Origin of the sequence: Rhodanobacter sp. C06 (genome assembly GCF_002001105.1) — a bacterium.
GTDB lineage: Bacteria > Pseudomonadota > Gammaproteobacteria > Xanthomonadales > Rhodanobacteraceae > Rhodanobacter_A.
This window is the reverse complement of the sequence record NZ_MUNP01000017.1, coordinates 1-14464: the sequence shown is the minus strand read 5'-3', so window position 1 is coordinate 14464 and position 14464 is coordinate 1. Positions and strand designations below refer to the sequence as shown.

The following is a 14464-nucleotide window of genomic DNA, read 5'->3' as shown; positions in this document are numbered from 1 at the left end:
CCTGCGCGCACTTTTCAGGAAAAACACGGCAAAAGCTCAAGCAAGAGCAAAGGCAAGAGCAACTCTCGAACTGCACGCTCTTGTTCTTTCGCCGCGCGGCGGCGATCCGAGTGCGCGCAGGATGCGCGCCCCGCTCTTCGGGGCCCCTGCGCGGCGGTGAGGTGGGGACGACAGGCCCGCAGGGGAATCGGCAGGACGCCGATTCCTTTTCGACAGTACACGGACGTACTGTCGAAAAGCCCGGCCCCGCCTCACGGACTTTCCGCCCAGGGAAGGGCGGAAAGCGCCAAACGGGGTGGCCTTCTCTTTTGGTTACTTTTCTCTTGGCCACGCAAGAGAAAAGTAACTCGGCCCCCGTCAGGGGGACGAAACGCTTTTGCAATACGAGCGACGCAACCGTCACCAGCCCAGGAGCATCCCCGCGATGAAACGCGTCGTCATCACCGGCATGGGCGGCATCACGCCGCTGGGCCACGACTGGCCCACGATTTCCGCGCGCCTGCGCCAACACCGCAACGCCGTGCGCCGCATGCACGAGTGGGATTACTTCGACGCGCTGAACGGCCGCCTCGGCTGCCCGGTGGACGACTTCGCGCCGCCGCCGTGGCCACGCCAGAAGACCCGCTCGATGGGCCGCGTCTCGCAGCTCGCCGTGGCCGCCAGCGAGCACGCGTTGCGCGACGCCGGCCTGCTCGACGACGCAAGCATCCGCGACGGCCGCATGGGCGTGGCCTACGGTTCCTCCGGCGGCAGCGTGGAACCGGTGCGGGTGATGGGGCGCATGCTGGACACCGGCTCGATGCAGGGCGTCACCGCCACCAGCTACATCCAGATGATGGCGCATACCACGGCGGTGAACGTGGGCGTGTTCTTCGGCCTGCAGGGCCGCGTGATCCCCACCTCCAGCGCCTGCACCTCGGGCAGCCAGGCGATCGGCTACGGCTACGAGGCGATCCGCTACGGCCGGCAGAAACTGATGCTGTGCGGTGGCGCGGAGGAGCTTTCCGGGCCCGGCGCCGCGGTATTCGACACGCTGTTCGCCACCAGCACCCGCAACGACGAACCGCAGCTCACGCCGCGCCCGTTCGACGCGAAGCGCGACGGCCTCGTCGTCGGCGAGGGCGCCGCCACGCTGGTCCTCGAAGAGTACGAACACGCCAGGGCGCGCGGCGCCAAGATCCACGCCGAGGTGGTCGGCTTCGGCTGCAACTCCGACGGCGCCCACATCACCCAGCCCACCGCCGAGACGATGGCAGTGGCGATGCGACAGGCGCTGGACGACGCGCGACTGCCGGCCGGCGCCATCGGCTACGCAAGCGCGCACGGCACCGCCACCGACCGCGGCGACGTCGCCGAAAGCCACGCCACCGCCGAAGTGCTGGGCACGCGCACGCCGATCAGCGCGATGAAGAGCTACGTCGGCCATACCCTGGGTGCCTGCGGCGCGCTGGAATCGTGGTGGGCGATCGCGATGATGCGCGAAGGATGGTTCGCGCCCACGCTCAATCTCGACGAGCGCTCCGCCGACTGCGCCGAACTGGATTACCTCACCGGCACGGGTCGCGCCATCGCCACCGACGTGGTGATGAACAACAACTTCGCGTTCGGCGGCATCAACACCTCGCTGATCTTCAAGGCGGCCGATTGATGCGCCTGGTCGATGCACGCGGCCTGCCGCGCGTGGTGGTCACCGGCATGGGCGCGGTGAGCTGCGTGGGCATGGGCACGTCCGCGCTGCTCGATGCACTGCGCACGCGCCGCCACGGCCTGCGCACGATGGACGCCTTCGCCGCGCTGGGCATGCGCGGCAAGGTGGGCGGCCCGATTGCCGAAGCCACGCTGCCACCGCAGCCGCCACGCAAGCTGCGCCGCTTCCTGCCCGCCCCGGCGCTGTATGCCTGGCATGCGGCCAACGAGGCGCTGGTGCAGGCCGGCCTGTCGGCAGCGCGTCTCGCCGAACCCGACTGCGGCTTGGTGCTCGGCGGCGGCGCCGCGCTCAGCGAGCACGAGGAGGCGCTGGACAACCATCGCAGCCGAGGCATCGCCAAGGTCTCGCCCTTCACCGTGCCGCGCGGCATGAGCAGCGCGCTGTCGGCCAGCCTCGCCCAAGCCTTCGGCATCGGCGGCAGCAGCTATACGATCAGCTCGGCCTGCACCAGCGGCGCGCACGCGATCGGCCATGCGCTGGAACTGATCCAGCTCGGCCGCCAGAACGTCGTGCTCGCCGGCGGCGCCGAGGAACTGCATCCCAGCACCGCGATGTGGTTCGACGCGATGGGCGCGCTGTCGCCGCAGGCCGATCCGGCGCAGGCGTCGCGCCCGTTCCATCGCGAGCGCGACGGCTTCGCGCTGGCTGCCGGCGCCGGCGTGCTGGTGCTGGAATCGCTGGAACACGCGCTAGCACGCGGCGCCACCGTGCTGGCGGAACTCGCCGGCTACGGCTGCGCCACCGATGCGGCCAGCATGGTCGGCCCGGGCGCCGGCGGCATCGCCCGCGCGCTGCGCCAGACACTGGATCGCGCCGGCACGCTGCCGGATTACGTCAACGCGCACGCCTGCGGCACGCAGGGCGACCTCGCCGAATGGCAGGCCATCCGCAGCGTATTCGCCGAACGCCATGCGCCGGTGCCGCCGCTGTCCTCGATCAAGGGGCTGCTCGGCCATGCGCCCGGCGCGGCCGGGGCACTGGACGCGATCGCCTGCCTGCTGATGCTGGAACACGGCTTCCTTGCCGCCGGCGTGCCGCTGGACGACATCGATCCCGATTTCGCCGGCGCGCCGCTGCTGACGACAAACCACGAGCAACGCACCGATGCCGTGCTCAGCAGCAGCTACGGCTTCGGCGGCAGTTGCGCCGCCCTGCTGTTCCGCCGCTTCGACGGGGCCATCGCGTGATCGCGTTCCGCCTCGAAGGCTGGCGTGCGTGGGCACCCGGGCTGGACAGCACCGAAGACTGGCTGGCCTGGGCGCAATCGCCGCGCAAGGTGCCGGACGATGCGCAGGCGCAACCATCCTGCGCCTTCCTGCCCGCATTGCAGCGCCGCCGCCTCAGCCGGCTGGCGCGAATGACGCTGGAAACGGCGTGGTCGCTGTGCGGCGACGCCGAGCAACTGCCCTTCGTGTTCGGCTCGCGCCACGGCGAAACGCCGCAGACGCTGGCCCTGCTTGCCGACGTCGCCGACCGACAGCCGCTGTCGCCCACCCGCTTCGGCTTGTCGGTGCACAACGCGATCGCGGGCCAGTGGTCGATCCTGCGCGGCCAGCGCGGCGAATCGGCGGCGATCGCGGGCGAGGCCGACACCTTCGAGCACGCCGTGCTGGAAGGCGCGTTGCAACTGGCCGCCGGCGCACCGTCCGCGCTGGTGGTGGTGGCCGAGGAGCTGCCACCGCCCGCTTACGCGCAGTGGATCGCGGACGTGCCGTTCTCCTATGCTGTGGCGCTGCGACTGGGGCGCGTGTCCGCCTCGGCGGATACGCCAGTCAGCTGCGACTGGCAGTTGCGGCTGAACCGATCGACGGATGAAGGCAAGCACGGCGCATTGCCGCATGCCCTCGCGTTCCTGCGTACCCTGCTGAGTCACGAACCCTCACTGGAACACACCTGGAAGACACGCCGATGGAACTGGCAACGTATCCGCTGAACCAACGCCGCGACGCCTGGGCATGGCGCCTGGTGGCCACCGGCGCCAGCTTCGCGCTGTTCGGCCTGGGCGGCCTGCTGCTGCGCGTGCTGGTGCTGCCGCTGCTGGCCTGCCTGCCCGGCGACGCACTGGCCCGGCGCCGGCGCGCGCGCGCCGCGATCAGCAAGGCATTCTGGCTGCACGTGCAGTTCATGTACCGCACCCGCGTGCTGGACTTCGCGATCGACGGCGCCGAGCGGCTGGGCCGCCCCGGCCAGCTGGTGGTGGCGAACCATCCCTCGCTGATCGACGTGGTATTGCTGGCTTCGCAGATCCGCGACGCGAACTGCGTGGTGAAACAGAGCCTGTTCCGCAACCCGTGCACGCGCGGCCCGGTGCGCACCGCGCAATACATCGGCAACGACGGCAGCATGGACATGCTCGAACGGGCCGCCGACGTGCTGCGGGAGGGACAGTGCCTGATCGTGTTTCCCGAAGGCACCCGCACCGTGCCGGGCCGGCCGCCGCAGTTCCATCGCGGCGCGGCAGCCATCGCGCTGCGCGGCGCGCGCACGGTGACGCCGGTGTTCATCACCGTCGACCCGCCCACGCTGACCAAGGGGCAGCCGTGGTACCGCATCCCCGACCGCCGCTTCCGGGTGCAGCTGCGCGTGGGCGCGGACATCGACCCGGCCGCGTTCAACGCCGGCGCGCCCCTGCCGATCGCCTCGCGCCAACTCAACGACCACTTGCATCAACTCTTCCACCGGGAGCTCGCCGCCTCGTGAACGCATCGACCCATACCGCGCTGGCCCATACCGCGCTAGAGCAGGAACTCGCCCAGCTCGTCATCGACACGCTGAACCTGGAAGACCTCACCGCCGCCGACATCCCGCCGCGGCAGCCGTTGTTCGGCGATGGGCTGGGGCTGGATTCCGTCGACGCCTTGGAGCTGGCGCTGGCGCTGCAGAAACGCTACGGCATCAGCATCGCCTCGGACGACAAGGACGCGCGCCGCCACTTCGCCAGCGTGGCCAGCCTCGCCGCCTTCGTCGCCAGCCAGCAGGCCGCATGCGCAAACTGATCAACATCCTGCTGCCGCTGGTCGGCGTGCTGTATCCGTTCCTGGTCTATTTCGGCATGGAGACGGTGGCGCCGCCGGTGTTCGCGCTGGCGCTGGCCGCGGTGTGGCTGCTGCGCGCACCGTTCCTGTGGCGCGAGCCGGGCGGGCGCTGGATGCTGGGCGTGGCGCTGGCCTATTGCGCACTGCTGGCGGTCAGCGGCGAGTCCTCGCTGCTGCGCTGGTACCCCACCTTGATCAGCCTGTTCCTGCTGTTCACGTTCGGGCTGAGCCTGGCGTTCGGCCCGCCCGTGGTGGAGCGCATCGCCCGCGCGCGCGAACCGGACTTGCCGGCCGCGGCGATTCCGTACACGCGCAAGGTCACCTGGGTGTGGGTGGGCTTCTTCGTGTTCAATGCCGCGATGTCGGCCGCGCTCACGCTGTGGGCGCCGCTGAAATGGTGGACGCTGTACAACGGCCTGCTCGTGTACTTCATCATGGGCCCGCTGTTCGTGGGCGAATGGCTGCTGCGCCGGCGGCTGCGGGCGAGCGCATGAGCTGGCAACGCACCGACCCGGTGATCCTGCGCGAACAGCGCGACGGCGACAGCTGCACGCTGCTGCTGCAGCTGCCCGCGGATCTCGCCTACTTCCCCGGTCACTTCCCGCAGGCGCCGGTGCTGCCCGGTGCGGCGCAGGTGGCGTGGGCGCTGCGGCTGGCCGCCGCACGCCTGGGCAGCTCGCCGCAATGCCGCGAGATGGAGGCGCTGAAGTTCCAGCGCCTGTTGCAGCCCGGCGACCGCGTGACGCTGACGCTGCGCCATGACCGCGCGCGCGGCAAGCTGCACTTCGCCTATCGCGACGGCGACACCAGCTATTCCTCGGGCCGCCTCGTGCTGGAGCCACGCGCATGAGCGAGGCGCAACTGGCCACGCGCCAGCACTGGTCCGCGCAGCGCGAGCGAGGCAGCCTGCTGCTGATGCGCTTCACCGCCTTCGCGGCGCGCCGCTGCGGGCGGCGCCTGCTGTCGCCGCTGCTGCACGTGATCGTGCTGTATTTCTTCCTCACCGGACGCCGCGCGCGGCGCAGCATCCGCGAGTTCTACGAACACCTCGCCACATCGAGCGGCCGCGCCGGACTTCGCCCCACCCCGCGCCGCGTGTTCGCGCAGTTCATGGCCTTCGCCGACTGCCTGCTGGACCGCCTCGACGTGTGGCGCGGCGCGCTGCGGCTGGAGCAGGTGCGACTGCTCGATCCCGACGGCTTGCGCGCGCAACTGCTGGCGAGCCACCGCGGCGGTCGCGGCCAGCTGCTGGTCGGCACCCACCTCGGCAATCTCGACGTCTGCCGCGCGCTGGCCGAACTGGGCGAGCAGGTGCCGCTGAACGTACTGGTGCACACGCACCACGTCGCGCACCTCAACCGCTTGCTCGGCGAAGCCGGCGAACAGCGCATGCGGCTGATCCAGGTGAGCGAGCTGGACGCCGCGCTGATGCTCGACCTCTCGCAGCGCCTCGAGCGCGGCGAATGGCTGGCGATGGCCGGCGACCGCGTGCCGCTGCACGACGGCCGCCGCGCCACGGTGGATTTCCTTGGTCGTCCTGCACCGTTCGCGCAGGGGCCATGGCTGCTGGCCGGCCTGCTCGGCTGCCCGGTGAACCTGATGTGCTGCCTGAAGATCGCCGGCCGCTACGAGATCCGGCTGGAGCGCTTCCTCGACGCGCCGGCCTGGGAGCGCGGCCAGCGCGACGCCACCATCGCCGGCTGGGCGCAGCGCTATGCCGATCGCCTCGCGCAGTGGTGCCTGCTGGCGCCGCAGCAGTGGTTCAATTTCTATCCGTACTGGGACGCCTCCGATGCGTAGCGCCGGCGTGTTGCACACGGACGTCGAAGTCACCGTGCCGTTCTTCGACGTCGACTCGATGGACGTGGTGTGGCACGGCCACTACGTGAAGTACCTGGAAATCGCCCGCTGCGCCCTGCTCGACCGCATCGGCCACAACTACACGCAGATGAAGGCGGCCGGCTACGCATGGCCGGTGATCGACCTGCAACTGCGCTATGCCCGCGCGGCGCGCTTCGGCCAGCACCTGGTGGTGCGCGCCGACCTGGTGGAGTGGCAGAACCGCCTGAAGATCCACTACCTGATCAGCGACGCCGCCAGCGGCGAACGCCTCACCCGCGCCAGCACCGTGCAGGTGGCGGTGCAACTCACCGACGGCGCGATGCAGCTGGTTTCGCCGGCTGCGATGATCGAGGCCATAGAACGCTGTATTTCTTGCAATCGTCCATGATTGCGAAAATCAAACAGGCGGCCATCCGTGGCCGCACCGCTGTATTTTCGGCAGTCGTCCATGACTGCGAAGATCAAGAAGCGGCCATCCGTGGCCGCACTTTTCAACAAGACTCACCGATGCCCTACGCCAGCCCCACCTACGTCCAAGAAACCCGCCTCGGTTTCCGCTTCCTCGCCACCCACACCTGGCAGCATCACGTGCTGAGGGTGGCGATCAACGACCTGAAGCGCCTAGTCGGCGAGCCACTGCCGCAGGGCGGCGTGCTGCTCGATGCCGGCTGCGGCCAGGGCAAGTCGTTCCGCCTGCTGCGCGATGCCTTCGCGCCGGATCGGCTGATCGGGCTGGACGCCGATCCGCACAGCCTCGCGCTGTCGCGCGCCGAGGCGCGGCGCGAAGGCGTTGCGGTGGAACTGATCGCTGGCGATTGCGCGCACATCGACCTGGCTGACGCCAGCGTCGACGTGCTGTTCTGCCACCAGACCTTTCACCACCTGGTCGAGCAGGAGCACGCGCTGGCCGAGTTCTGGCGCGTGCTGAAGCCCGGCGGCCGGCTGCTGTTCGCCGAATCCACCAAGGCCTACATCGACAGCTGGGTGATCCGCTGGTTCTTCCGCCACCCCATGCACGTGCAGAAGAGCGCCGACGGCTATCTCGCGATGCTGCGCGCGCAAGGCTTCGAGTTCGGCGACGCCAACGTCTCGCTGCCGTATCTCTGGTGGAGCCGCGCGCAGGACTTCGGCCTGCTTGAACGCTGGGGCCTGCGCGCACCGCCGCCGCCCGGCCAGCGCGAGGAGACCCTGGTGAACGTGGCCGCACGCAAGCCCGCATGAGCGCCGCCTACCTCAACGCGCTGGGCGTGGTCTGCGCGCTGGGCGCGGGCAAGGCCGCGGTGGCCGAGGCGCTGTTCGCCGGCGACGCGCACGGCTTGCGCGCGGAACCCGGCTGGATTCCAGAACAGGCCCCGCCACTGGGCGCGGTGCGCATGCCGCTGCCCGCCATTCCCGAACCGCTGGCCGCCACGCGCGACAACCGCTGCAATCGCCTGCTGCTCGCGGCGGCACGGGAGATCGAAGCGGACATCCGCGCGGCGATCGCGACCCATGGCAGCGCGCGCATGGGCGTGGTGCTGGGCACCAGCACCGGCGGCATCGAGGAAGCCACCCGCGGCCTCGCCGCACAACGCCGCGACGACACCTGGCCCGAGGATTACCGCTACGCGCACCAGGAACTGGCCGGCCCCGCCGAGTTCCTCGCCGAATGGCTGGACCTCGCCGGCCCCTGCTACACGATCTCCACCGCCTGCACCGCCGGCGCGCGCGCGATGACGAGCGCGCAGCGGCTGCTGGCCGCCGGGCTGTGCGACGCCGTGCTGTGCGGCGGCGTGGACACGCTGGCGCGGCTGCCGCTGAACGGCTTCCACGCGCTGGGTGCGATGGATACCGCGCGCTGCAACCCGTTCTCGCGCGAGCGGCGCGGCATCAATATCGGCGAGGCCGCGGCACTGTTCCTGATGACGCGCGAGCACGGTCCCGTGCGCTTGCTCGGCGCGGGCTCCAGCTCGGATGCGTACCACATGTCCTCGCCCGATCCGGCAGGCCTGGGCGCGCAGCAGGCCATGCGCGCCGCGCTGGCGCAGGCCGGGCTGGAACCCGCGCAGATCGACTACCTCAACCTGCACGGCACGGCCACCACGCACAACGACGCGATGGAGGCGCAGGCAGTGGCCGCGGTGTTCCCGCACGGCGTGCCGTGTTCCTCCACCAAGCCGCTCACCGGCCACACGCTCGCCGCCGCCGGCGCACTGGAAGCCGCGTTCTGCTGGCTGAGCCTGCGCGACGGCCGGCTGCCGCCGCAACACTGGGACGGCCTGGCCGACCCCGCGCTGCCCGCGCTGTGCTTCGTCGAAGCCGGCGCGCGCCTGCCCGACGGCGGCCCGCGCCGGCTGATGAGCAGTTCCTTCGCGTTCGGCGGCAACAATGCCTGCCTGATCCTGGGAGATGCCGCATGACGCCGTGGCCGATCGCCGAACTGCTGCCGCACGCGGGCGAGATGATCCTGCTCGACGCGGTGCTGGAACACGGCCCCGAGCATGCCGTATGCAGCCGGCGCGTTCCGGCCACCGGCCTGTTCCACGAAGCGGACGGCACGCTCCCTGCGTGGATGGGCGTGGAACTGATGGCGCAGGCGATCGCCGCCTGGGCCGGCTGCCAGGCCAGGGAAGTGGGGATCCCGGTGCGGCTGGGCTTCCTGCTCGGCACCCGCCACTACGCCTGCAACGTGGCCGCCTTCGCGCCCGGCAGCGAGTTGCGCGTCGAGGCGCGACGCGACTTCCACGACGACAGCGGCATGGGCGTATTCGCCTGCCGCATCGAGGCGCCCGGCGTACTGGCCGAGGCACGGCTCACCGTGTTCAGTCCGCCCGACGCCAGCGCCCTGTTTCAAAGCGACAAGTCCCCCTCATCCGCAACGGAACCTCGCCATGGCTGACACCATCCTGGTCACCGGCTCCAGCCGCGGCATCGGTCGCGCGATCGCGCTGCGGCTGGCGCAGGCCGGCCACGACCTCGTCCTGCACTGCCGCACAAAGCGCGACGAGGCCGAAGCGGTGTGCGCGGAGATCGAGGCCATGGGCCGCGCGGCGCGTGTTCTGCAGTTCGACATCGCCGACCGCGAAGCCTGCCGCGCCGCGCTGGAAGCGGACGTGGAACGACACGGCGCGCCCTATGGCGTGGTGTGCAACGCCGGGCTCACCCGCGACGGCGCGTTCCCCGCGCTCAGCGACGAGGACTGGGACCGCGTGCTGCGCACCAACCTGGACGGCTTCTACAACGTGCTGCATCCGCTGGTGATGCCGATGATCCGCCGCCGCGCGCCGGGCCGCATCGTCTGCATCACCTCGGTGTCGGGCCTGATCGGCAACCGCGGCCAGGTCAACTACAGCGCGTCGAAGGCCGGCGTGATCGGCGCGGCCAAGGCGCTGGCGGTGGAACTGGCGAAAAGGAAGATCACCGTGAACTGCGTGGCGCCGGGGCTGATCGACACCGACATGCTCGATGCCGACGTGCCGGTGGAGGAGATCCTGAAGGCCATCCCCGCGCAACGCGCCGGCACGCCGATGGAGGTCGCCGCCGCGGTGGCCTTCCTGATGAGCGCCGACGCCGGCTACATCACCCGCCAGGTGCTCGCCGTCAACGGCGGCCTGTGCTGACGCATCGTTTCATCCGTCCACGCCACAAGGAGCAGTACCGCATGCACGCCAAAACCCTCGCCATCGCCACCCTGCTAGCAGCCCTGCCGATGGCCAGCCACGCCGCCGACAAGTTCGTCCACCTCGCGTTCGCCAACGCGGTGCAGGCCGCCACCGCCAGCGGCAAGCTGGACGGCAGCGTGAAGTTCTACCTCGCCGGCACCACGCCCACTGGCCAGCTCACCGTGGTGAACGACAACGTGGACGTTGCCCGCAAGACCAACGCCTTCGGCAAGAAGGACCAGGTCACCTGCGACTGGGCGCTGCAATCCGTGCTGATCGCCCTGCAGGACGACGCGAAGAAGGCCGGCGCCAACGCCGTCACCGACATCGTCAGCAACTACAACGGCAGCGAATACCGCGACAGCCAGAACTACGAATGCCACGTGGGCTTCCTGATGTCGGGCGTGGAGCTGAAGGCGAAGCTCGCGAAGGTGCAGTGAGGATGCATCGAGAGTGATGCGGGTATCCGCGTCAACGACAACCAGGCAACAGCAACATTCCTTTGCCTGAAAAGGGTTGTCACGCCCTTTTCAGGCTCGCCCAGTCCGATACCGCCCGGACTCGGCTCCGCGAATCAAACACGAAGTGTTTGATTCGCGTGCGATCCATCCGAGGATCGCATCGGCCGCTCAAGCGGCCGATCGCGCCCGGCGCGCCTCGTAGGCCTTCAGGTGCGCATAGGCCAGACGCAACACGGGCGCATCCACGCCCTGCGCCACTCCGCGCACCAGCAGGTCGCCGATCACGTGGTCGGCCTCGACGCGGTGGCCTTGTTCCAGGTCGCGCATCATCGAGGCGCTGAATGTGGAGCCGGCCTCGGTCAGCAACCCGCGGGCGCGTTCGATCACCGTCTCCCGCGGCTCGTGGCCGCAGGCCGCGGCGACGCGGCGGCAGTCGTCGAGCAGGGCCAGCGCTGTGTCGCGACCGCCGGGCGCGGCCACGATGTCGCCCACCGGCGCGCGCATCAGGCAGGTGATGCCGGCGAGGCTGGCGAGGAACACCCACTTGTCCCACATGTCCTGCACGACGTGCCGGCTCGCGCGCGACTCGAAGTTCGCGCCGGCCAGCGTCCGCGCGATGCGCTGCACGCGTTCGGAATCGCTGCCGTCGCGCTCGCCGAAGCCCAGGCTGTGCGAACGGTTGAGGTGGCGCACGGTGCCGTCGGCATCCAGCGTGGCGGCGATCACGCACTGCCCGCCCAGCACCCGATCGGCGCCGAAGCGCGCATCGAGCTGGTCGAGTTGGCACATGCCGTTGAGGATCGGCAGCACCGCGCTGTGTTCGCCCATGGCCGGTGCGATGTCCTCGATCGCCTGCGGCAGATCCCAGGCCTTGCAGCTCAGCAGCACGAGATCGAACGGTTCGCGCAGCGTCGCCGTGGTGACGGTGGGCGGCGCGGCGAGGTCGGCATCGCCCAGCGCGCTGCGGATGTGCAGGCCGTGCTGCGCCAGCCGTTGCGCGCGTTGTTCGCGCACCAGGAAAGTCACGTCACGTCCCGCCTGCAGCAGGCGTCCGCCGAAATAGCCGCCGGTGGCGCCGGCTCCCACAACCAACATGCGCATGGCCTCAGGTTCTCCTCGTGACGCGACTCCCTGCAGGGTAACGCCGTGAACCGCGGCTGCCGAGCCGACCATGGTCGGCGCCCGCATCGTCGCGCCGTCATTCACATATTGCGAATCATTCTCGTTTGCTTTATCTTGCCGCCGGTTCGACGAGGGCCCGCAGCGCCCTCCCATGCGCAAGGTTCGCCGACCGCTGCGACGACGCCGACGCCTGCCTCGGGCATCCGGCCAGTTGTCGCGCCCAAGCCCCCAGCCATCCCCTTCCCGAAATGCCGTGGAGTTTTCCTGATGGACTTCGTCAAGAGCCGCAAGCACCCGGTGGTGCGCCGCGCATCCGTCCCCGCGCTCACCGCCGCCACGCTGGCGACCAGCCTCGCGCTGGCGCTGCCGGCCATGGCGGCAACCACCGATGCTGCGGCGCCCGCCACCGATGCCCAGGTCGCCACGGCCAGGCGCCTGCCAGGCGTCACCGTGGAAGGCACGTTCGTGCCGTACAAGGTCGATCAGGTGTCATCGCCCAAGTTCACCCAGCCGCTGGTGGACACGCCGCAGACCATCGTGATCATCAGCAAGGAACTGCTCCACGAGCAGGGCGCCACCACGCTCACCGAGGCGCTGCGCAACAGCGCCGGCGTGGGCACGTTCTTCGCGGGCGAGAACGGCTCCACCAGCACCGGCGACGCGATCTTCATGCGCGGCTTCGACACTTCCGGCAGCATCTTCGTGGACGGCGTGCGCGACCTCGGCACGATCTCGCGCGACGTGTTCAACATCGAGCAGATCGAGGTGACCAAGGGCCCGGACAGCACGGAGTACGGCCGCACCGCCCCCTCCGGCGCGATCAACATGGTGACCAAACAGCCGCAGCTCGGCAGCGCGGTGTCCGGCTCGCTGTCCTTGGGTAGTGCCGACCAGAAGCGCGCCACCGCCGACTGGAACCGGCAGATCGCCAGCCACGCCGCCTTCCGCCTCAACGTGCTCGACCAGGACAGCGGCGTGCCGGGCCGCGACGAAGTGAAGAACAAGCGCTGGGGCGTGGCGCCCTCGCTGGCGTTCGGCCTCGGCACGCCCACCCGCGTCTACCTCGACTACCTGCACGTGAAACAGGACAACGTGCCCGACGGCGGCATCCCCACCATCGGCCTGCCCGGCTACGCCTCGCCCGATCCGGCGCGCCCCTTCCTCGGCAACGCACCCAAGGTCGATCCCGGCAACTTCTACGGCACCGACCAGGACCACGACCACGTCGTCGAGGACATGTTCACCGCGATCCTGCAGCACGACTTCTCGGAAGACGTGGCGTTGCACGACACCTTGCGCTGGGGCCGCACCCACGAGGACTACCTGCTCACCTCGTTCATGGGCAGCGCCGCCAACCTGCTGACGCCGAACCCCGGTGATCCTTCGACCTGGACGGTTGCGCGCAGCAATCCGAACTTCAAGGACCAGACCAACCGCATCGTCGCCAACCAGCTCAACCTCACCGCCAACTTCGCCACCGGTGCCATCACGCACAAGCTGAGCACCGGCATCGAACTCAGCCGGGAAACGGTGGGCACGACCACGCTGGCCGCATTGAACGGCAGCACCTGGCCAGCGGCCAGCCTCTACGCGCCGGACTCCAACGTCGGCAACGCACTGCGTTACGGCCCCAACGGCGGCTGGACGAACGGCAAGACCAACACCGTCGGCGCCTACGTGTTCGACACGCTGAAGTTCAACGAACAGTGGCAGGTCAACGCCGGCGCGCGCCTCGACCACTACACCACCGACTTCAGCAGCACCGTGGCCTGCGGCGGCAGGAGCGCGCCGGCCTGCGGCAGCCTGCCCACCGGGGCCATCGTGCCCGGGGTGGACGCCCGCAAATCCGACAACCTGCCCAGCTGGCAGCTCGCCGTGATCTACAAGCCGACGGCGAACGGCAGCCTCTACGCCAACCTCGCCACCGCCGCGCAGCCGCCGGGCGGCAACAGCTTGTCGTTCAGCACAGCCGCGAACAGCGTGGACAATCCCGCGCTCAACCCGCAAAAGGCCCGCACCGCCGAGCTGGGCACGAAGTGGAACCTGTTCGACGAACGCCTGCTGCTCACCGCCGCGCTCTACCGCACCACCGTCAGCAACGAACTGGAGCAGGACCCCACCACGCTGCTGTGGTACCCGATCGGCAACAAGCGCGTGCAGGGCGTGGAACTCACCGCCGTCGGCCAGATCACGAAGAACTGGGCGATCAATGCCGGCTTCACCAGCATGCATACCAGCACCAGCCATGGCGCCCTCAGCGGCGCCACCAACGGCTCGGCGCCCGCCGCCGACGGCAGCAACGTGCTGGCCTACACGCCGAAGCGCGCGTTCACCAGCTGGACCACCTACCGCCTGCCGTTCGGCCTCGTCGTCGGTGGCGGCGCGCGCTACTCCGGCGAAATGCAGCGCGGCGCCGACGGCGCGATCGGCACGCCGCGATACGTCGAGGCCTGGTGGGTGTTCGACGCCATGGCGACCTACCCGGTCAACAAGCACTTCGACCTGCAGCTCAACCTCTACAACCTGTTCGACAAGCACTACGCCGCGTCGATCAACAAGAGCGGCTACCGCTACATCCCGGGCACGACGCGTTCCGGCATGCTGACGGCGAACTTCCGCTTCTGATGTTGCCCTCCTCTGCTTGCAGGGGAGGGT

Annotated in this window: 16 protein-coding genes; 15 read left to right on the top strand and 1 reads right to left on the bottom strand. The window is 69.7% G+C overall.

Going from position 1 to position 14464, the window contains the following annotated elements; all coding sequences use genetic code 11:
• The first annotated feature begins 424 nt into the window (after positions 1–424).
• The 14 genes from B0E52_RS00435 (at position 425) to B0E52_RS00370 (ending at position 10666) form a co-directional block, all read left to right on the top strand.
• Positions 425–1648, top strand: coding sequence for a beta-ketoacyl-ACP synthase (locus tag B0E52_RS00435; RefSeq protein WP_077480644.1), 1224 nt, complete (start codon positions 425–427; stop codon positions 1646–1648).
• Positions 1648–2895: a beta-ketoacyl-[acyl-carrier-protein] synthase family protein gene (locus B0E52_RS00430; RefSeq protein WP_077480642.1), complete on the top strand. Its 1248-nt coding sequence runs from the start codon at positions 1648–1650 to the stop codon at positions 2893–2895. Before B0E52_RS00435 ends, B0E52_RS00430 begins: the two co-directional genes overlap by 1 nt.
• Positions 2892–3641, top strand: coding sequence for a beta-ketoacyl synthase chain length factor (locus B0E52_RS00425; RefSeq protein WP_077480640.1), 750 nt, complete (start codon positions 2892–2894; stop codon positions 3639–3641). The genes B0E52_RS00430 and B0E52_RS00425 overlap by 4 nt, the downstream gene beginning before the upstream one ends.
• Complete coding sequence (locus tag B0E52_RS00420; RefSeq protein WP_077480638.1) at positions 3617–4408, top strand: lysophospholipid acyltransferase family protein; 792 nt, start codon at positions 3617–3619, stop codon at positions 4406–4408. Before B0E52_RS00425 ends, B0E52_RS00420 begins: the two co-directional genes overlap by 25 nt.
• Complete coding sequence (locus tag B0E52_RS00415; RefSeq protein ID WP_254426653.1) at positions 4405–4704, top strand: phosphopantetheine-binding protein; 300 nt, start codon at positions 4405–4407, stop codon at positions 4702–4704. The genes B0E52_RS00420 and B0E52_RS00415 overlap by 4 nt, the downstream gene beginning before the upstream one ends.
• Positions 4692–5237: a hypothetical protein gene (locus B0E52_RS00410; protein WP_077480636.1), complete on the top strand. Its 546-nt coding sequence runs from the start codon at positions 4692–4694 to the stop codon at positions 5235–5237. The genes B0E52_RS00415 and B0E52_RS00410 overlap by 13 nt, the downstream gene beginning before the upstream one ends.
• A complete protein-coding gene (locus B0E52_RS00405; protein WP_077480720.1) occupies positions 5234–5593 on the top strand; it encodes an acyl-CoA synthetase in 360 nt (119 codons plus the stop codon). The genes B0E52_RS00410 and B0E52_RS00405 overlap by 4 nt, the downstream gene beginning before the upstream one ends.
• Positions 5590–6543 carry a glycosyl transferase gene (locus B0E52_RS00400; protein WP_077480634.1) on the top strand — a complete coding sequence of 318 codons (954 nt, stop codon included), beginning with the start codon at positions 5590–5592 and terminating at the stop codon, positions 6541–6543. Before B0E52_RS00405 ends, B0E52_RS00400 begins: the two co-directional genes overlap by 4 nt.
• Entirely contained in the window at positions 6536–6973 is a 438-nt protein-coding gene (locus B0E52_RS00395; RefSeq protein ID WP_077480632.1) for an acyl-CoA thioesterase, read from the top strand. The genes B0E52_RS00400 and B0E52_RS00395 overlap by 8 nt, the downstream gene beginning before the upstream one ends.
• Before the next feature lie 119 nt (positions 6974–7092).
• Positions 7093–7806, top strand: coding sequence for a class I SAM-dependent methyltransferase (locus tag B0E52_RS00390; protein ID WP_077480630.1), 714 nt, complete (start codon positions 7093–7095; stop codon positions 7804–7806).
• Positions 7803–8984, top strand: coding sequence for a beta-ketoacyl-[acyl-carrier-protein] synthase family protein (locus B0E52_RS00385; RefSeq protein ID WP_077480628.1), 1182 nt, complete (start codon positions 7803–7805; stop codon positions 8982–8984). Before B0E52_RS00390 ends, B0E52_RS00385 begins: the two co-directional genes overlap by 4 nt.
• Positions 8981–9463, top strand: coding sequence for a hotdog family protein (locus B0E52_RS00380; protein ID WP_077480626.1), 483 nt, complete (start codon positions 8981–8983; stop codon positions 9461–9463). Before B0E52_RS00385 ends, B0E52_RS00380 begins: the two co-directional genes overlap by 4 nt.
• Positions 9456–10184, top strand: a complete 729-nt coding sequence (fabG, locus tag B0E52_RS00375) for a 3-oxoacyl-ACP reductase FabG (protein WP_077480624.1) — start codon at positions 9456–9458, stop codon at positions 10182–10184. The genes B0E52_RS00380 and fabG overlap by 8 nt, the downstream gene beginning before the upstream one ends.
• 41 nt (positions 10185–10225) lie before the next feature.
• Positions 10226–10666 (top strand): excinuclease, encoded by a 441-nt coding sequence (locus B0E52_RS00370; protein WP_077480718.1) that lies wholly within the window; start codon positions 10226–10228, stop codon positions 10664–10666.
• A 189-nt stretch (positions 10667–10855) separates the two neighbouring features.
• Here the strand turns inward: B0E52_RS00370 and panE are convergent, their stop codons facing one another.
• Positions 10856–11788 (bottom strand): 2-dehydropantoate 2-reductase, encoded by a 933-nt coding sequence (gene panE / locus B0E52_RS00365; protein WP_077480622.1) that lies wholly within the window; start codon positions 11786–11788, stop codon positions 10856–10858.
• 288 nt (positions 11789–12076) lie between these two features.
• On the opposite strand from panE, the gene B0E52_RS00360 reads away from it, so the two are divergent.
• On the top strand, positions 12077–14434 hold the full coding sequence (locus B0E52_RS00360) for a catecholate siderophore receptor Fiu (protein ID WP_077480620.1): 2358 nt from the start codon (positions 12077–12079) through the stop codon (positions 14432–14434).
• The last annotated feature ends 30 nt before the right edge of the window (positions 14435–14464 follow it).